This window comes from Bradyrhizobium japonicum USDA 6, assembly GCF_000284375.1.
In the GTDB taxonomy this organism is placed as follows: Bacteria; Pseudomonadota; Alphaproteobacteria; order Rhizobiales; family Xanthobacteraceae; genus Bradyrhizobium; species Bradyrhizobium japonicum.
Window position 1 is genome coordinate 8,841,773 of the sequence record NC_017249.1, and the last position, 16,172, is coordinate 8,857,944.

At 62.4% G+C, this 16,172-nt stretch carries 19 protein-coding genes and 2 pseudogenes; 5 read left to right on the forward strand and 16 right to left on the reverse strand.

The window, feature by feature from the left end:
- Nucleotides 1–18: 18 nt before the first annotated feature.
- From BJ6T_RS40695 to BJ6T_RS40705, 3 genes are all read right to left on the reverse strand, one after another.
- Complete coding sequence (locus BJ6T_RS40695; protein ID WP_014498343.1) at nucleotides 19–600, reverse strand: cytochrome P460 family protein; 582 nt, start codon at nucleotides 598–600, stop codon at nucleotides 19–21.
- A gap of 24 nt (nucleotides 601–624) precedes the next feature.
- A complete protein-coding gene (locus tag BJ6T_RS40700) occupies nucleotides 625–1,233 on the reverse strand; it encodes a cytochrome P460 family protein (protein ID WP_014498344.1) in 609 nt (202 codons plus the stop codon).
- Between the two features lie 244 nt (nucleotides 1,234–1,477).
- Entirely contained in the window at nucleotides 1,478–3,016 is a 1,539-nt protein-coding gene (locus BJ6T_RS40705; RefSeq protein WP_014498345.1) for an amidase, read from the reverse strand.
- Nucleotides 3,017–3,238: 222 nt separating this feature from the next.
- Here BJ6T_RS40705 and BJ6T_RS40710 point away from each other — a divergent pair, with 222 nt between their 5' ends.
- From BJ6T_RS40710 to BJ6T_RS40725, 4 genes are read left to right on the forward strand one after another with little or no spacing between them, the layout of a single operon-like run.
- Entirely contained in the window at nucleotides 3,239–3,856 is a 618-nt protein-coding gene (locus BJ6T_RS40710) for a sulfite oxidase-like oxidoreductase (RefSeq protein ID WP_014498346.1), read from the forward strand.
- Nucleotides 3,816–4,604: a ferredoxin reductase gene (locus tag BJ6T_RS40715; RefSeq protein WP_197538869.1), complete on the forward strand. Its 789-nt coding sequence runs from the start codon at nucleotides 3,816–3,818 to the stop codon at nucleotides 4,602–4,604. Before BJ6T_RS40710 ends, BJ6T_RS40715 begins: the two co-directional genes overlap by 41 nt.
- A gap of 5 nt (nucleotides 4,605–4,609) precedes the next feature.
- Nucleotides 4,610–4,876, forward strand: coding sequence for a DUF6510 family protein (locus BJ6T_RS40720; protein ID WP_225895044.1), 267 nt, complete (start codon nucleotides 4,610–4,612; stop codon nucleotides 4,874–4,876).
- Entirely contained in the window at nucleotides 4,842–5,135 is a 294-nt protein-coding gene (locus tag BJ6T_RS40725) for a hypothetical protein (protein WP_144038033.1), read from the forward strand. The genes BJ6T_RS40720 and BJ6T_RS40725 overlap by 35 nt, the downstream gene beginning before the upstream one ends.
- 29 nt (nucleotides 5,136–5,164) lie before the next feature.
- On the opposite strand, the gene BJ6T_RS40730 is transcribed toward BJ6T_RS40725, so the two are convergent.
- The 8 genes and pseudogenes from BJ6T_RS40730 to BJ6T_RS40765 form a co-directional block, all read right to left on the reverse strand.
- A complete protein-coding gene (locus BJ6T_RS40730) occupies nucleotides 5,165–5,575 on the reverse strand; it encodes a DUF2000 family protein (RefSeq protein WP_014498350.1) in 411 nt (136 codons plus the stop codon).
- A 123-nt stretch (nucleotides 5,576–5,698) separates the two neighbouring features.
- Nucleotides 5,699–6,469, reverse strand: a complete 771-nt coding sequence (locus tag BJ6T_RS40735) for an SDR family oxidoreductase (RefSeq protein WP_014498352.1) — start codon at nucleotides 6,467–6,469, stop codon at nucleotides 5,699–5,701.
- Nucleotides 6,470–6,501: 32 nt separating this feature from the next.
- A complete protein-coding gene (locus tag BJ6T_RS40740) occupies nucleotides 6,502–7,476 on the reverse strand; it encodes a zinc-binding alcohol dehydrogenase family protein (protein ID WP_014498353.1) in 975 nt (324 codons plus the stop codon).
- Between the two features lie 41 nt (nucleotides 7,477–7,517).
- A complete protein-coding gene (locus BJ6T_RS40745; protein ID WP_014498354.1) occupies nucleotides 7,518–8,387 on the reverse strand; it encodes an alpha/beta fold hydrolase in 870 nt (289 codons plus the stop codon).
- A 187-nt stretch (nucleotides 8,388–8,574) separates the two neighbouring features.
- The gene (locus BJ6T_RS40750; RefSeq protein ID WP_014498355.1) at nucleotides 8,575–9,507 is read right to left on the reverse strand and encodes a helix-turn-helix transcriptional regulator; all 933 of its coding nucleotides are present in this window, start codon (nucleotides 9,505–9,507) and stop codon (nucleotides 8,575–8,577) included.
- 346 nt (nucleotides 9,508–9,853) lie between these two features.
- A pseudogene (locus BJ6T_RS40760) lies at nucleotides 9,854–10,467 on the reverse strand (response regulator transcription factor).
- 2 nt (nucleotides 10,468–10,469) lie between these two features.
- Nucleotides 10,470–10,673 carry an ATP-binding protein gene (locus tag BJ6T_RS49815; protein ID WP_430644625.1) on the reverse strand — a complete coding sequence of 68 codons (204 nt, stop codon included), beginning with the start codon at nucleotides 10,671–10,673 and terminating at the stop codon, nucleotides 10,470–10,472.
- Entirely contained in the window at nucleotides 10,580–11,821 is a 1,242-nt protein-coding gene (locus tag BJ6T_RS40765; RefSeq protein WP_144038034.1) for a PAS domain-containing protein, read from the reverse strand. Before BJ6T_RS40765 ends, BJ6T_RS49815 begins: the two co-directional genes overlap by 94 nt.
- 661 nt (nucleotides 11,822–12,482) lie before the next feature.
- Between BJ6T_RS40765 and BJ6T_RS49035 the strand changes: the two are divergent.
- Nucleotides 12,483–12,752 (forward strand): annotated as a pseudogene (locus BJ6T_RS49035) (TMEM175 family protein); the annotation flags it as partial.
- Between the two features lie 283 nt (nucleotides 12,753–13,035).
- Here BJ6T_RS49035 and BJ6T_RS40770 read toward each other — a convergent pair.
- From BJ6T_RS40770 to BJ6T_RS40790, 5 genes are all read right to left on the reverse strand, one after another.
- The gene (locus tag BJ6T_RS40770) at nucleotides 13,036–13,542 is read right to left on the reverse strand and encodes a YkgB family protein (protein WP_014498361.1); all 507 of its coding nucleotides are present in this window, start codon (nucleotides 13,540–13,542) and stop codon (nucleotides 13,036–13,038) included.
- 19 nt (nucleotides 13,543–13,561) lie between these two features.
- The gene (locus BJ6T_RS40775) at nucleotides 13,562–14,248 is read right to left on the reverse strand and encodes a sensor histidine kinase (RefSeq protein ID WP_014498362.1); all 687 of its coding nucleotides are present in this window, start codon (nucleotides 14,246–14,248) and stop codon (nucleotides 13,562–13,564) included.
- 37 nt (nucleotides 14,249–14,285) lie between these two features.
- Nucleotides 14,286–14,540 carry a hypothetical protein gene (locus BJ6T_RS40780; protein ID WP_014498363.1) on the reverse strand — a complete coding sequence of 85 codons (255 nt, stop codon included), beginning with the start codon at nucleotides 14,538–14,540 and terminating at the stop codon, nucleotides 14,286–14,288.
- A gap of 133 nt (nucleotides 14,541–14,673) precedes the next feature.
- Complete coding sequence (gene egtD / locus BJ6T_RS40785) at nucleotides 14,674–15,711, reverse strand: L-histidine N(alpha)-methyltransferase (protein ID WP_310473400.1); 1,038 nt, start codon at nucleotides 15,709–15,711, stop codon at nucleotides 14,674–14,676.
- Nucleotides 15,711–16,154 carry a sigma-70 family RNA polymerase sigma factor gene (locus BJ6T_RS40790; protein WP_223153778.1) on the reverse strand — a complete coding sequence of 148 codons (444 nt, stop codon included), beginning with the start codon at nucleotides 16,152–16,154 and terminating at the stop codon, nucleotides 15,711–15,713. The genes egtD and BJ6T_RS40790 overlap by 1 nt, the downstream gene beginning before the upstream one ends.
- Nucleotides 16,155–16,172 lie beyond the last annotated feature (18 nt).

Here is a 16,172-nt window from a genome sequence, read left to right on the forward strand (position 1 = left end):
CGGTGACCTGCACCATCGCTATGGCTTCAACGGAGGGTATCCATCGATGTAAACCCAGTCGGACGCCCGCACGGGCACATGGCATGCCTGGCATTGGGCCCTGTAATTCGTCGTCGTCGTTTTCGAGCGATCGCCCGCGTCGAACCAGGACCATCCCCAGCCGTCGCCCCATAACGCGCTCTCCGGGTGACGGTTCGCGGTGTCCTTCACCATCACGAACCATCCCTTCAAAGCATCGGCGCGGCTGACGGTGCCGGTCGTCATTTCAGAGGTTGCCGCCTTGAACACTTCCTTGACCAGCACCGCACCGTCCGGGAAGCGCTTGTCCTTCCGATAGGCGTCGATCACTCCAGGCGAGGCGTACACGACGTGAAGCTCCTTCGAACCGTGAGTGTCGCCTGCCGCAATCGCCCAGCTTCCGAGGAGCTGATAGGTCGTACGATAATCATCGGGTACGTGCAGATGTCCGTCGCGGTCGGCGACACTCGCACCGGTCGAAACACCATCCGCCGCGTTCGCCCGCAGCTGTGACTGCGTGACCGCGGCCGCGATCCCAAGGATCACGATGATGGCGACGCAAGCGGCTTTGAGGATTTTCATGCCGATCTTCCGCCGATTACGCGGTCACCGCGCGTCCTTGTTGTCCAGCAGCGGATAGAACTGGGTCCAGACCTCATCCTTCTTGGCGTTGGCGATATGGCAGTAGGCGCACTCGTCCTTCGACTTCACCTTGGCCATCGGCGCCTTCGGTTCGTGGTGATTGAAGTTGAAATAGCCCCACCCGTTGGTGTCGGCGAAGCGCTTCGAGTCCTTGACGGTCACGTCGGCGCCGTTCCACTTGCCCGGGAAGTAGCCACGCCCCGACGCTTCCGTTCGCGAGCCGTCGGCGTTCTCCTGCGGCAACGTCAACTGCAGCTCCTTGAACAGGATCGTCCCCTCGGGGAATTCGCCGGTCTTCTTGTAGATCGCGTACGAGCCCGGCTCGATATAGACGTTGTGGAATTCCGGGAAGTTCGCCTGTCCGCCGTTGAGGGCATTCGGCGTCAGCGGCGAGCCGACATAGACCCACTCGTGGAAATTCTTCGGCAGGAGCAACTGCCCGTCCGCGGTGTATTCCGGCAGATAGCGCGTATTGCTCTGGGCATTGCTATCCTTGAGCGATCCGAAGAACAGGATCGTTGCGACCGCGCTGCCTACGATGACCGCCGCTGCTGCCTGGACTCTCACGCGCATTGTCTTCTCCCGCGACTGCGGCCGAACGCGCGAGGCGCCGGCACGATTGACCTGTCGAGAGAGGACTTAGCCAGTCGTGGAAGATCCTGCGCGCTGGGGATTGCTTCCGCTTTGGCCATCTTGATGCATTCCGTTCCAAACTCGCGATCGGTGTAGGCATTCATGCTCGAAGCAGGACACGCAGCCCTATCGGCACCGCGATCGCGGCGCGGACGGCGAAGGAGACGACCGAGTGGGTGCGAGGTCAGCGGGTGAGGTCTGAAAGCGGGGCTGCTCTCAGCGGACGCTCGCGACAGATCCGGTAATTGTCCTGCCAGGGGCGAAGCCGCTCGAAAGCCGCGCTCGCGGCCAGCACGTCGAAGTCGGCGTTTCGCCGACCTATGATTTGCATCCCGACCGGAAGCCCGTCGGACAGACCTGCCGGAATCGAGGCCGCCGGATGGCCGGTAAAGTTGACGAAGTAGGTCAGGGCCCATCCGATCAGAGGATCTATCTCGACACCATTGATCGACTTCGGTCCGACCGTGTTGCCGTCGCTGGCGTTGTCGACCGGCGGGCACGCGACGGTCGGCGTGACCAACAGATCGAATCCTTCAAGGACGTTCTGAAAGGCATCGTAGACCTCCGACCGGACGGCCTGGTCGCGGAAGAAATCGAGCCCCGACATGCGATTGGTCTTCTCGACCCAATCCATGTATTCAGGTGGAAAGTCGTCGCGATGCTTGCCGAACAGATCGATGCCGTCGCGCTTCATGTTCTCGATCGCCTGCAGGTTCAGAAGCATGTAGAGACGCGACCAGACGTCGCTCAGCTCCCGTTGCGAGCGGACGATGCCGAGCTTCACCTCCTCCACGTGAGCGCCGGCTTCCTCGAACGCCTGTACCGCGCGGCGGACCGTCGCCGCGACTTTTCCGTCGACCGGAAAGACGTCCAGGTCCGGACTATAGGCAATCTTGAGGCCCCGGATCGAACGACGGGTCGCCGCGGTGAAATCGACGGGCGGCTCGATCAGGCTGAAGGGATCTCGCGGATCAGGACCGGCGAGTACGTTCAGGGCGATGGCGGCATCTTCGACCGTCCGCGTGATGGGTCCTTCGAACAGGAACGGAGAGTCGGCCACGCCGAACGCGTTGGGACGCACGAGAAACGGCACGCGTCCGAACGACGCCTTGTAGCCATACACTCCACACCAGGCGGAGGGGATTCGTATCGAGCCGCCGGCATCCGTACCTTCTGCAATGGGTAGCAGTCCATCGGCGACCGCCGCGGCGCTTCCTCCGGACGAGCCGCCCGTGTTCTTGGCAAGATTGAACGGGTTGCGCGTGGGACCGAACAGGTAATTGTCGCAAGTGCCTCGGAATCCCATCAGAGGGCTGTTGGTCTTCCCAAGGAACACCGCGCCCCCACGCTTTTCCATGCGCTCGCAGAACACGCAGTACCCGTTCACGACGTGGTGCTTGAGCGCGCGGATGCCGCCCAGGCTCGCAGGCCAGCCCGGCTTGAAGTCGAACAGATCCTTGAGCGCCGACGGGATGCCATGCAGCGGTCCCCACTGCTCGCCGGCGACCAATGCGCGCTCGGCCTCCTTCGCTCTCGTGCGGGCGCCGTCGAAATCGAGATAAACCAGCGCATTCAGGCTCGGGTTGCGCGCTTCGATCCGCCGGATGAACGCATCGACCACGTCAACCGGCGACAGATCGCGCCGCCGGATGCGAGCTGCCAGTTCCTGCGCGGTGAGGTACGCGAGTTCGTCGGAATGCAAGGGCAGGCTCACGCTCGACATCGTCTCCTCCTTCTGAACCACTTCAGAACGAAGCCGCATTTGACATTGAAACAGTTCCTGCCTGCGCAGCCGTGATTGCTTCGTCTTTCGCAATCTTGATGCATTCGCCGCGACGGCCATCGACAACGCATCGCTCAAGGTTCATGTGCGCTGACGTGGGCTGCAGGTTACGCCGACGCGCGTTGGGACATCCTGCGCGTCACCGCACAAGGGCACGCTTCCATGGACCGACCTCCCGTTTCTCGCGGCTTCAAATCCAAGCGACAGGCACCCGAAGCCGTGCGGCTGCCGCCGGGCCAGTATCTGACGACCGACTTCCCGGTGCTGTCCGCCGGCCCCACGCCGGATATCCGTGTCGCCGACTGGAAGATTGCGCTTCAACTCGGCGGGTCGTTGCTGGGGAAATGGACCTGGGACGAATTCGAGGCACTGCCCCAGACCACGATCACGGTCGACATTCACTGCGTCACCAAATGGACGAAGCTCAGCACGGTCTGGCAGGGCGTCAGCTTCGACAATCTTCTCAAGGTGGTCGGGCTGAGCGAGCCGCCGGACGCCTATGTCATGGCGCATTGCGACGGCGGATACACGACGAACCTTCCGGTGGCCGACCTGGTCGCGGGAAAGGCGATGATCGCGACCCGCTACGAGGGTCTGCCGCTCGCCCCGGCGCACGGCGGCCCCGCGCGACTTCTGGTGCCGCATCTTTACTTCTGGAAGAGCGCAAAGTGGCTGCGAAGGCTCCGCTTCATGCCCAAGGACGAGCCCGGGTTCTGGGAATCGCGTGGTTATCACAACTATGGCGATCCCTGGCGGGAGCAACGTTATGACGGCGACTGATACGCCTCTGCAGCAGCGCAAGATCGCGTGGCAGACCGGTCGCGTACAGGCCATCGTCGCCGAAACAAGCCGGGTGAAGAGCATCATCCTGCAGCCGGCCAACTGGTCCGGGCACTGGCCCGGCCAGCACGTCGACATACGTCTCACCGCCGATGACGGCTATCAGGCCGAACGAAGCTACTCGATCGCATCGCCTCCGGAAGAAGAACTGCTCACTCTCACGGTGGAACGGGTCGAGGACGGCGAGGTGTCGTCCTATCTCCTCGACGAATTGCGGGTTGGCGACGCTCTCGAATTTCGGGGGCCCATTGGACGGCATTTCATCTGGAGCCAAACGCGCGGCGGACCGATCTGCCTGGTCGCGGGCGGCACCGGGATTACCCCGCTGATGGCCATGTTGCGCCACCGCAGGAGGTCGCTCGCACCCATACCGGCATCATTGATCTATTCGGCACGCAGCCTTGCCGACGTCGTGTACCGGGATGAACTCGATACGATGGCTCACGGCGATCGCGACCTGCGACTGGTCTATGCGCTCACCCGCGAGCATCCGAGCGACTGGAACGGACATCGGGGACGGGTCAACGAGGCTCTGCTCGCAGAGAGCAGCTTTACGCGCGAGCAGAATCCCACGTTCTTCATCTGCGGTCCCACCGGGTTTGTCGAAGGCATCTCGAGCATGCTCGTGAAGCTCGGCTTCGACCCTCTCGCCATAAGAACCGAGCGTTTCGGACCAACAGGAGCATGATCGCCATGGCAGACAACATCGCCGACCTCATTCTTGGCGGTGATCCCGGTACACACTTGCTTCAAGAAGCCTTTGCCTTCGACATCACCTTGACAAAGATTCGATGTGCGGCATGCAACACCGTGTCCTGCCTTGGCGCTCTGGCCGTCGACGGCGGGCACGTGGAGGCGCTCGTCAAGTGCGCGGATTGCGGAAGCGATCTGATGAGGGCGACGCGCACTCAGAGGGGATGTGTCCTTGAAATGCACGGTGCCCGGCACCTGTACTTCTGAATGCCGCGCCCGACCGCCCGCCAAACTCCGAAATCAAAGACCCGCCATGCACGGTGAAGACATCCACCTCGCTGAGATCGAGTGCCAGATTGCCGCCACGGCGGCGAAGCTTCGCGAGCTGATTGAACAGTCCGCCTCACATGTCGTCGCGATGAGCGAAGAGCTTGTCGGCCAGCGAATTGACGATCAGGCCGCGCGGCTCGAGATTCTGATCAGGCGCCGCGACGAGCTCCTCAGAGCCAGATCAGGCAAAGACTGAAACGGCCGGCCGGGGCAGATCGGGAAGCGTCAGCTGTGAAACTTCAATCCGTCGACGATCTTGTCGATCACCTTGCGCTCGGCGCGCATGGAAATCCCAACCAGATTCAGCTCTGTGCGGGAAACTGCCTTCACGACTTCGCGGTTGGCGGCGTCGTGAGCGGTCTTGAACATGTCCTCGGTATAGAGCCCCGGCGTCACTCCGCGCGTCAGCGCGCGATCGAGCGCGCGTGACAGCGCCGCGCGGTCGGCGCCATAGATCAGGATGGGCTGGCCGATCAACGGCAGATATTTCGTCCCCGAGCCGTCTTCGTAGGGATCGCCGATGCAAGCCGGGAAAGCCGCCGCGATCCCGCTGGCGAGGAAAGAGGCCACATTCAGCTTCTGCCACGGCTCAAGGTCGGTGCGGACCACGACCGCGATCTTGGTGTCAAATTGCATGACGGTTTGGTCGCTATTCCTCGGCGCTCGCGAAGAGCGAAAGAGCCCTTACTCCATGCTTGCGCGCATCGAACGCTTTTGCAAGTGGCTCACTTCCGCGGGTGGCCTTCGGGTGAAAACCGATTATATCGACTTCACCTCGCCGCCGTCCATCCGCAACGCCGAGCCGGTCATCCAGCGCGCGCCGGGCGATACGAGGAAGGCCATCAACTCGGCAATCTCTTCCGGCTCGCCGTAACGCGTGATCCCTGCGTCCTTGGGAAATTTCGCCGTAGCTTCCGTGACGGTCATGTTGTGCAGGGGCGCCCAGTGCTCGAGATAGGTGCGGCGGCGGCCCGTCATCACCGGCCCCGGCAGGACGCTGTTGACCTGGACGCCATCGCTGATTCCCTTGTCGGAGAACGCCTTTGCCAAGGCGACGATTGCAGCGTTGATCGTGCCGACCGCGGCATAGGGCGCCTTGGGGAAAGAGGCCGAGTTTCCCGACATCAACACCACCGCCCCCTTCGCGGCCATGAGCGACGGCCAGGCGGCGATCGTGAGCCGCCGGGCGCCATGCAGCTTCAACGCCAGTCCGGCGTCCCACTGTGCCTCTGTCGTCTCGAACAGATCGACCTGAGGTACCGCGCCTGCGATATTGAGCAGGGCATCGATCCGGCCGAACGCCGCCAAGGTCTGGTCGACGACCGATTGAGCAGCACGCGGTTCGGCCAGATCGGCATCGATCACCAGCACCTCGGCGCCGGCGGCCCTGACCGCCTTTGCGGTGTCTTCGAGATTGGCGCGGTTTCGCGCGACCAGGGCAAGCGCCGAGAAATCGCGCGCCAGGCGTACTGCGGTCGCCCTGCCGATCCCCTGGCTCGCCCCCGTCACGATCGCGACTGATTTCGACATGTGACCCCTCCCAAATACCAAGCTTGTAAGTATCAGTCGCGAACGACGACCATCTTTCCGACCGCCTCGTTCGCCTCCATGATGCCGTGCGCCTCACGAATTTCGTCGAAGCGAAAGACCCGCGCTGGCTTGACGTCCAGCCGGCCGGTCGCGGCGTCGGCGGCGATTTCCCGCAGCGGCACGTCGGAGAGCGGAAACCCGGGCGTGCCGAACACGAAGCTGCCGAAGAAGGTCAGATAGACGCCGCTCGGCATCTGCAGCAGCGGATTGAAATCCGGAATCGGATCAAGCCCGCCGAGCCAGCCGGCGAGACAGGAGCGGCCGCCCCGGCGAAGCATGGCGAGGGAGTCGAGCACGACGCTGTTGCCGACGAGGTCCAGAACCGCGTCGACCTGCTTCGCCTCGGGCAGATGCTTTGAGAGATCGCGCCGTTCGATTTCGCACCGCGCGGCTCCGAGCTTCTCCAGCATGGCAAAGCGCTCCCGGCTGCGCGTCGTCGCGATGACGCGCGCGCCGGCATTGACCGCGAGCTTGAGCGCGGCCTGACCGAACGAGGAGGTCGCCCCCCGGATGACGAGAAGCTGACCTTTCTCGAGGTCGAGATTTCGAAAGAGACAGGTCCATGCCGTCGCGAAGGTTTCGGGTATCGCTGCGAGCTCGGCCCAGGGCAAATCCGCATCGACCGATGCGACGTTCGAGACCGGCGCGCGCGTGTATTCGGCATAGCTGCCGTTGATGGTCCGGCCGAGACCGCCCATCAATGCGGCCACCTTGGCGCCCACGGGAAATTCTCCGCCCGGGCACGACTTGACGAGACCGACGCATTCGATACCGCTGATCGGCGCCGCTTCGGCCCATTCGCCCCGGCGCATGTGCATTTCCGCATGATTGATACCGAATCCCTTGACCTCGATGACGGCATGACCAGGCTGCGGCTCCGGCTCCGGAACGTCCCGATAGACGAGGCTGTCCAAACCGCCGAATTTTTCAAGAACGATAGCGCGCATGACGGCTCTCCTGATGTTTTTCGCGGCGAGGGAAGTGACCGTTACCCATTCGAATTCAGCTGGCCAAGAAAATCGCCGATCGCCGCCGCGATCTCCCGCGCATGAGTCTCGAGCGCAAAGTGCCCTGTGTCGAAGAAGCGCACTTCGGCACCCAGCATGTCGCGCTGAAACGCCTTCGCGCCCGCCGGCAGGAAAAAGGGATCGTTCTCGCCCCAGACCGCCAGGAAGGGCGGCTTGTGCTTGCGGAAGTAGGCCTGGAATTCCGGATACATGGCGACGTTCGTCCTGTAGTCGCCGAAGAGATCGAGCTGGATCTCGTCCGCGCCAGGACGCTCGAGATAATGGTTGTCGAGCGTGTATCCGTCAGGGGAGATCAGGGAGGCGTCAGGCACCCCGTGGGTGTATTGCCAGACCGTCGTCTCCGGCGAAAGGAACGATCGCAGCACTGCGCGATTCGCTTGCGATGCATCTTGCCAGTAAGCCCGGATCGGGCTCCAGCCTTCGCTCAATCCCTCCTCATAGGCGTTGCCATTCTGCGAGATGATGGAAACGATGCGTTCAGGATGTCGAAGGGCCATCCGAAAGCCCGTCGGCGCGCCATAGTCGAAGACGTAGAGCGAGAAACGAGCAAGTCCGATGACTTCCGTAAATCGTTCGATCACCTGCGCCAACGCGGCGAACGTATAGGCAAAGCTCTCGCGAGCCGGCATGTCGGACTGGCCGAACCCGGGCAAATCCGGCGCCACCAGTCGGAAGCGATCCGAGAGCACCGGGATCAAATCGCGGAACATGTGGCCAGCCGTCGGAAATCCGTGCAGCAGCAGCAAGGCGGGCGCGTCAGCACGGCCGGCCTCCCGGTAAAATACGTTGAGTCCGTCCACGTCCGCCTTGCGGTATCGAATGCTCGTCATCTGTGGTCCCTCCCTCGACACCTGTTGCGCCCGGTGAAATCAATGATCCGATGGCGGCCGATCCGAGGCGGTCTCGCCTGGACATTTCGTGGCTCGGGGCGATCCGGTTACAGGTTCCCCGGGGATTTCTGCCCGTACGAGACTGCCTGTCGCCTGCTCTGCCCGATCTATCGCCCCTCGGATCTATTCATTCGAACTCCCTGCGATAGTCCGTAGGAGTCCAACCCGTCGCCTTGCGAAAGGCGGAGCTGAAGGAGCTCGTTTGCGCATAGCCCAGGCTGAGTGCGATGTCCGTAATCGATACCGCGCGATCCGCCAGCCGCAGCTTGGCGAACTCCATGCGTCGCTGCACCTGATACTGGTAGGCGGGAATTCCGAACGACTTCTTGAAAGCACGGCAGAAGTGGTGAACGCTGAGCCTGGCGAGCTCGGCGAGCTTCAGGAGGCAGACCTGTTCTCCCAGATGCCCCTCGACGTACTCGACCACGACACGCTTCTGCCAACCTGCGAGACCTCCACGACTGACCGCTGCCGGCTCGCGAACAAGATCGTGATCAGATCTGGAAAGCTCGTGGGCGAGCACGCCGCAGAGCGCTTCGAGGTAGGGCGCGCAATTCGTCTCCGCGCTCTCGATCGCCTTCTTCAATTTGGAGGCGGTCTCCCAGACCAGCGGATCCTCGAAGTATATTCTCGGCGCGAGCCCGGCAGCGCCCTCGTCGGACTTGTGAAGCGCGGCGGGATCGAAATAGAGGAAGGTCACCTGCGCAGACGAGGCAGCCTCATGCCATTCCCGATAGGCGCGTCCCGCCGGGACGAAGGTCAGCCTGTGCTCGGAACCTCGCAGCTTCGACGAGCAGAGGCCATCGATGGAGGTCTCACCGCTTTTCCGTGCCCCCTCGTTGTACAGCGCCAGGAGATGTCTCGATCCCTGAAAGCGAAATTCAATCCGGTTGCCGACCGGGAGGTGAACGCTCTCCGAAAACCACCAGCGCCAGCCGATCCCAAGGCGCTTCACCGGCTCGGAAGGCGTTATGCTGACCGTCGGATGAAGCGCCGCGTCTGACGGCCTGGACGACAGCGTCTCGTCGACCGGCCGGATTGGCGAAGCGGAGACCGCCATCCTTGGCGTGCTCTCACTCGAATTTGATACGTACATCCCCATCGTCGTCGCCCTGTTCTGTGCTCCGGATGGCCGCGTCCGATCGTCAACGAATTTCTGCACGGAGGAGATGCCCTGGTCGCCTGGATACGGGCGTTGAAGCCGCAAGCTGCACGTGGCGTTACCTCTCCGGTCAAGGCGCGCTGCCATCGCCGGCTGGCAGCACCGCACAGGGACAACATGCTTTTCATCGCCCTGCCGAGCAATCTCACGCTTGTGCTGTTCCGGCCCATACTTAGGTATGGGTCGCGTACAGGGACGGCGCCGAAGTGATTCAGCACGAGATGCCAGTCCCCGAGGCGAAGCCTCAGCCCTGGAGTTGGAGCGCTTCTGCCATTCGAACGAGCATTGCCGCGGTCTTTGCCCCGAGCTTCCGCATCACGCTGCCACGATGCATCTTGACTGTCGCTTCGCTGATCGAAAGCTCGCTGGCGACCTGCTTGTTCATCAGACCGGATGCCACCAGCGTCATCACTTGCCGCTCGCGCGTGGTCAGGAGTGCGAACCTCTCCTGCAACTGCGCAAGGTGCGCGTTGTCGTCGCGCCGATCGATGTCCTTTCGGATCGCGGCAGTGATCGCATCGAGAAGATCCTGATCCCGTATCGGCTTGGTGAGAAAATCGACCGCCCCAGCTTCATGCCTCTGACCGACATGGGAATGTCGCCAAAGGCGGTCATCAGGATCACCGGGATTCCGACATTGATTTTCGTCAGGTACTCCTGCAGCTCCAGGCCGCTCGTGCCGGGCAATCTGACATCGAGCACCAGACACGCAGGCGCGTCCGACAGTTCAACCTTGAGGAAATCCGAAGCAGATCCGTACAAGGCGACTTTGTAGTGCAGGGACTCGAGCAGGTCGCCAAGGGACTCGCGAACCGCGCGGTCATCGTCGACGATATGAACAACGCCGGAGGGAGGCATGTCTACCGGCTTTCCGACGTCTGAACCGCCTGGCGAAGCGGGAGAGCGAAGGTGAACTTCGCTCCGCACCTCCCGTTTTCTTCCACCCATAGCTGTCCTCCGTGGAGTTTCACTATCTTGCGGCAGATCGACAGTCCCAGACCGAGTCCCGCTCCCTTCGTCGTATAGAGCGTCTCGAAGACCCGCTCTCTATCGGCCGGGCTGATGCCGCCCCCGTATCCGCGATTGCCACGGAAATCATACCATCGGCGACCCCCGAAGAGAGGGCCAAAATGCGGTTCCCGTCCTCGACCCCCGCCATGGCCTCGATCGCGTTGCGCACGAGATTGAGGGCGACCTGCTGGACCTGGACACGGTCTGCTTCGACACGCGGCGATGATCGATCGAAGTCGGTACGGACGACGACCCCCGCGCGCTCGATTTCCCTTTTCGACAGAAGCAGAACCTCCGCAACCGCATCGTTGATATCGAACTCGGCAAAATGGACCTGCGTGCCCCGCACGAGAGAGCGGACCCCGGTCACAACCTCCGCGGCTCGACGTGCCTGCCTGATGATGCGCGCGGCCGATTTCCGGGCCTCCGCGGCTTGAACGGGATCCCTGGCGAGCCACCGGAGGCAAGCTTCCGCGCTCATGATCATGCCCGTCAGCGGCTGATCGATCTCGTGAATGATCGAGCCGGCGAGCTCGCCAAGGGACGTCAGCCCCGTCGCCCGCGCAAGCTCGTTTCGTGCGTCGGCGAGAGCCTGCTCCGCCGCCTTCCGTTGCGAGACGTCCGTGATGATGCCTTCCAGCTCAAGGTCTCCCGTGGGCCCCTCATCGAATTGCCCAACGGCCACGACATGCAACGTCTTGCCGTCCCGGTGGACCACGCGGTACTCGTGGGTGAAGGGCGACTTCGTGCTGATCGCCTCGGTGAGGGCCTGCTCCAGCGCGGGATAATCCTCGGGGTGGACCCGGCTCCTGAACACCTCGAAGGGCACCGGGTTCACGTCCAGGTCGATATCCAGAATACGGTAACATTCGCGCGATCCGCGCGAGAGCAGCGTGCGCGTGTTCCAGCGATAGCTGCCCATCCCGCCGATCTGCTGACCTCTGACCATCCACATATTGGTCTCGCGCAGCGCTTCGAAAAGGCGGACGGATTCGAATGAGACGGCGGCCTGATTGGCCAGCATGGATGTCACCCAGACGCATCGCGGCGTGAAGATCTCCGCATCCCCATCCGCTTCGAGATAGAGAACGCCGATCGCCCAGTGCTGGTGAATCAACGGCAGGCACAGCTGCGCTATCTTTCCAGACGGCGCGTTCGCGGGATCGATCAGTGCCGAGCTCTCCGCGCCGGCTTGCCTCACGACCGTTTGCTTTCGATCGAGCACCTGTTCGGCAAGGTCGCCCGGCAGGCGAAATTCGGCATGCGGCGGGAAGGAGGCAAGGAAGTTCGCCCTCTCGCGCGGGAAGCTCGCATCGGCCTTGGCAAGCAGCTCTCTTTGCCCGCTGAGCAGGATCGCCCCCGACTGGCCCCGGAGTAGCTCAGCGCCTCCATGAGGAGAGCCTTGGCCAATCCCTGATAGCTGATTTCTCTCGAGATAATCTGAAACGCCTTTGCGACCAGATCGAGTTCGTGCGTCTCGTTATCAAGCCTCATACCGAGATGTCTCGTCGTGACAATCATTTCCGGACGTCTCGACGCATCACCCCGCCGCTTGCGTATCGAGGAGTGGGACGAGAGCGCGTTCAGTACGCCGCAACATGTAACGGTACTTGCGAACGTTGCCAAGTTTGGTTGCAGAGAGCCACGGTTCACGAGCCCGCGCCATGCACGTCGTTGCGCATTGCCACGATTCTTTTCGAAGCAGATGTAACCGATGCGACGGTTGCTCCGAATGTCCACGAAAGTGCGGAGCGGCGGCATCGCGCCCCGCTGGCCGTTGGCATGACGCGCTTGCTGTTCAGGCCCAGTCGGAGCGTCGAGACACTGCCGCGCAGGCCTGCATCGGCAAGGAAATAGGAATGATGACCGCGGACTCTCCGAAGACAGAACGCCTGAATGCCCTCTCGGATGCCGTTTTTGCAGTCGTTATTACAATTCTCGCCCTGGACCTGCGCCCGCCGCATGCTCCGAGCCTCGATGCTCTGTTCGAACTCTGGCCGACCGTCATCGGCTACGCAGTCAGCTATCTCTTCATCGCCATCGTCTGGGTGAACCATCACCATCTTCTGCACTATGCAAGCGCGGCGACGCCCCGACTGATCTGGGGAAACTTCGCCCATCTGTTTTCCGTATCGCTGCTGCCGTTCTCGACGGCCTGGATCGCGAGCTCAAGGCTCGCGCCGCTGCCCGTAACTGTCTATGCCGGCGTATTCGCCCTGGTGAACGCGACCTATCTGTTGCTGTGCTGGGAATCCGTCGACCGGCCGGCGATCGAGGCGATCCCGGGCCAGGCGCGCATGGTGATGCGCATGCGATCCTTGACCACCCTGCTCGGCTTCCTCGCCGCGGCGGCCGTCTCGTTGCACTATCCCATGCTCGCGCTGGCCATGATCTGCATCTGCCTTGCAGTGTATCTCAAGCCCCAAGTCGCAGGACACGCGCCGCGTCCTGCTTCAGAAGATACAACGATACCGCAAGCAGCACGACATCCTTCATCAGGAACGGAACGTTGCCCGTCATCGCCGGAAAGCCACCCGCAGCGGCGTCCCAACCGTCCGGCATGAACGGAATGATCGTGACTGTTGCGATGAAGGTGCCGGTAGATCCAAGGGCGCCCAGAATGCCGAGCCGCTTGCTCCAGAAGCCCGCGAATATCAGGGCACCAAAGGTCCATTCGGCGACGCCGAGGAACCAGCTGGCACCTTGATGGCCGAAAGCGGGATAGAGCCACCAGATCAGCGGACCGTTGCTGATGAACGGGTCCAGGCGATCCGCCTCGTACGCCCACCATTTCTGGTAGCCGAAGAAGAAAAACAGGATCACCATCGACGCCCGGACGATGTGGTAATCCAGGTCTCCCGCAAGCAGTCCCGATATCCTGCTTGCGAACGATTTGCGCTGCTCACTCGCCAATGTACTCATGGTGTCGATCCTCCTGGTCCTAACTGACAGGCCCTTGCGTGGTCGGCGTCTGACCGAGATCGATTAGAAGCCGGCACACAAGACCGTCGCGTGCGAAGTCGAGATCGACCTGTGCGCCCGGCAGGGCCCTTGCGATCAGTTGCGTGCCAAAGCCTCGGCGTTCGGGCTTGGTCACAATCGGCCCGCCGCGCTCGCGCCACTGGATCGCAAGACCTTGTCCGCCGAAATAGGGCGAGCTCTCCCAGATCACATCGACGGCTCCTGCCGTCGATGTCAGCGCGCCGTACTTGCTCGCGTTGGTCGCCAGCTCGTGAATGATGACGTGCAGCGCCAAGGCGATGTGCGGTTCCAACGTGAGGTCCGGCCCCGCGAGCAGAATGCGGCCCTTGTGAAACATCGCATGCGGCTTGAGCGTTCGCTCCAGCATCGCCGCGAGAGACACGCGCTGCTCTCCCGCGGATTCGATCATCCTGTAGGCGTCGGACAGGGTCGCGATCCGTGCCGAAAGCGCCTCGCGAAAATCGGCGGTCGTATTCGCATCGGTGTTGTTCACGAAGCACAGAACGACGCTGAGGATATTGCGCATGCGATGCTGCAATTCTCTAACGACAAGCTCGACCTCGTCATCCCGGATCGGGGCGATCCGCTCAAAGTGCGCGCACCCGCTTCCGTCGTCGTGGAACGAACCGGTGACAGTGTGCCTCATGTGCGGACCTATCGCTGTTTGTTGAAACGGATATCGATCAACACCCGCGGCAGATTTTCAGCTTCTTGTCGAGATCTGCGTCCAGACCTTCCAGTTTCCGGTTGAAGTCGGTAATGCGCTTCTGCAACGCATCCTCAGCAAGTGAATTCGGCATGAATTCATTGCCGCGCGGCTGCACCTGGACGCTCTCGGCCGGGCTCGGCGCTTTCGGCGACGGCGCCGGGAGCGGATCTGCCAGGGCGGTTAGAGGAATGGCGGCGAAGCTCAGGATGAGGGATGAACGGAGTTGCATGGTCGCGCCTCAACGCAGTTGATTGCCGTGATGACGCGCACATTATGCAGCATATGTACGGGCCTCGCTGTTCGTGGATTGCGCCGATTGAGGCGATATTGTTGGAATGATTCCGTCTGCGCGCCGATTCATCCTAGGGTGCCGCCGGCGCGGGCCTTTGCTCCGCGAGAATGACCGAGAAGAGCCCTCTGTCGTCGGTCCAATCGGCGACGGGATTCCACCCACCGGCCTGCAGCAGGACGAAGGCATCCCTCCGCCCGTATTTGAGGCTGTTCTCCGTGTGGATGGTCTCGCCCTTCGACAACGAGAAGACGCGACCGACGACCTCGAAGCGGACGTCGCGCGTGGCTTCCAAATGCATCTCGATACGCGCCTCCGCATCATTCCAGCGCGCCAAATGGCGAAACGCGCCCAGGGGAATCGAGCCGCCCAGCTCGCGGTTGATCCGATGCAGGAGGTTGAGATTGAATGCGGCCGTCAGCCCTTGCGTGTCGTCATATGCCGGCAGCAGAACCTCCTGATCCTTGATACGATCGATGCCGATCAGCAGCATCGATCCGGCACCCAGCGTCGCCGCCATGGCCCGCAACAGGTCGACCGCCGCAGGCACCGTCAGGTTTCCGATCGTCGACCCCGGAAAGAAGCCGAGGCGAGCAGTTGAGGCAATCTCGTCCGGCAGCGCAAAGGGACAGGTGAAATCGGCCTCGGTTGGATAGATCGGCAGCCCCGGGAATGCATGCGACAAGCCTGCCGCAACCTCCCGGAGGAACTCGCCCGAGATGTCGATCGGCACATAGGCGGAAGGCTCCGTCTCCGCCAGCAACAGTCGCGTCTTTGCCGATGAGCCTGAGCCGAATTCTATGACTGCGCGGCCCGGCCCCGCGAGCGCGGCGATTTCCGATACTGCGGACGCAAGGATCGATCGCTCGGTTCGAGTCGGGTAGTATTCGGGCAGCAGCGTGATGGCTTCAAACAGAGCCGATCCGCGGCGGTCATAAAGCCATCTCGCCGGAATTGCCTTTGGCGCGAGGCTCAGCCCTTCCATGATGTCATAGCGGAACGCCGCCGTCAGGTCCGCCACCGCGGATCGCATTTCGTTCTGGAGTTGAAGCAATTTCGGCTTTCCTTCGCACGACGTCTCGGTCGGCCCGGCCGGCGGCCGCAATGACATCAGGAGACCAATGTCGACAATTTCTTCAGGCCGCGATGGATATTGATCTTGACCAGGGCCGCCGACTGTCCGGTCGCACCGGCCGCTCGCGCGATGCTCAGACCGTTGAGCTTCACGAGGCGGATCACGCTCTCCTGCGCAGGCTTCAACCGGCCAAGCAGCTGGTCCAGCGCAGCAGCGCTGATCGCGGCACCTTCGTGATCCTCGATCGCGATGTCTTCGTCGAGCGCGAGCGCGCTGTAGCGAGACGCATCGCGCACGCGATCGACCCATTTGTAGCGGGCAATCGCCGTGACCCAGGCGCCGAAGGGCTTCGAGGCCGCAAACGTGTGGCGTTTCGCGTGAATGGCCAGGAGCACCTCCTGCCTCGCATCGTCGGCGGCGGGATAGGGAAGCCGGCGCGCGTAGTAGGCCCGAAGCCACAGATCCAGCTCCCGCAGCAATCGCTCATATGCGTCTTC

Coding starts and splice junctions, on each gene's coding strand:
- BJ6T_RS40775 (WP_014498362.1), bottom strand. CDS start 14,248: ATGAGGCACACTGTCACCGGTTCGTTCCACGACGACGGAAGCGGGTGC.
- BJ6T_RS40710 (WP_014498346.1), top strand. CDS start 3,239: ATGGACCGACCTCCCGTTTCTCGCGGCTTCAAATCCAAGCGACAGGCA.
- BJ6T_RS40735 (WP_014498352.1), bottom strand. CDS start 6,469: ATGTCGAAATCAGTCGCGATCGTGACGGGGGCGAGCCAGGGGATCGGC.
- BJ6T_RS40715 (WP_197538869.1), top strand. CDS start 3,816: ATGGCGATCCCTGGCGGGAGCAACGTTATGACGGCGACTGATACGCCT.
- BJ6T_RS40750 (WP_014498355.1), bottom strand. CDS start 9,507: ATGGCGGTCTCCGCTTCGCCAATCCGGCCGGTCGACGAGACGCTGTCG.
- BJ6T_RS40695 (WP_014498343.1), bottom strand. CDS start 600: ATGAAAATCCTCAAAGCCGCTTGCGTCGCCATCATCGTGATCCTTGGG.
- egtD (WP_310473400.1), bottom strand. CDS start 15,711: ATGTCATTGCGGCCGCCGGCCGGGCCGACCGAGACGTCGTGCGAAGGA.
- BJ6T_RS40730 (WP_014498350.1), bottom strand. CDS start 5,575: ATGCAATTTGACACCAAGATCGCGGTCGTGGTCCGCACCGACCTTGAG.
- BJ6T_RS40770 (WP_014498361.1), bottom strand. CDS start 13,542: ATGAGTACATTGGCGAGTGAGCAGCGCAAATCGTTCGCAAGCAGGATA.
- BJ6T_RS40705 (WP_014498345.1), bottom strand. CDS start 3,016: ATGTCGAGCGTGAGCCTGCCCTTGCATTCCGACGAACTCGCGTACCTC.
- BJ6T_RS40780 (WP_014498363.1), bottom strand. CDS start 14,540: ATGCAACTCCGTTCATCCCTCATCCTGAGCTTCGCCGCCATTCCTCTA.
- BJ6T_RS40720 (WP_225895044.1), top strand. CDS start 4,610: ATGGCAGACAACATCGCCGACCTCATTCTTGGCGGTGATCCCGGTACA.
- BJ6T_RS40700 (WP_014498344.1), bottom strand. CDS start 1,233: ATGCGCGTGAGAGTCCAGGCAGCAGCGGCGGTCATCGTAGGCAGCGCG.
- BJ6T_RS40745 (WP_014498354.1), bottom strand. CDS start 8,387: ATGACGAGCATTCGATACCGCAAGGCGGACGTGGACGGACTCAACGTA.
- BJ6T_RS40740 (WP_014498353.1), bottom strand. CDS start 7,476: ATGCGCGCTATCGTTCTTGAAAAATTCGGCGGTTTGGACAGCCTCGTC.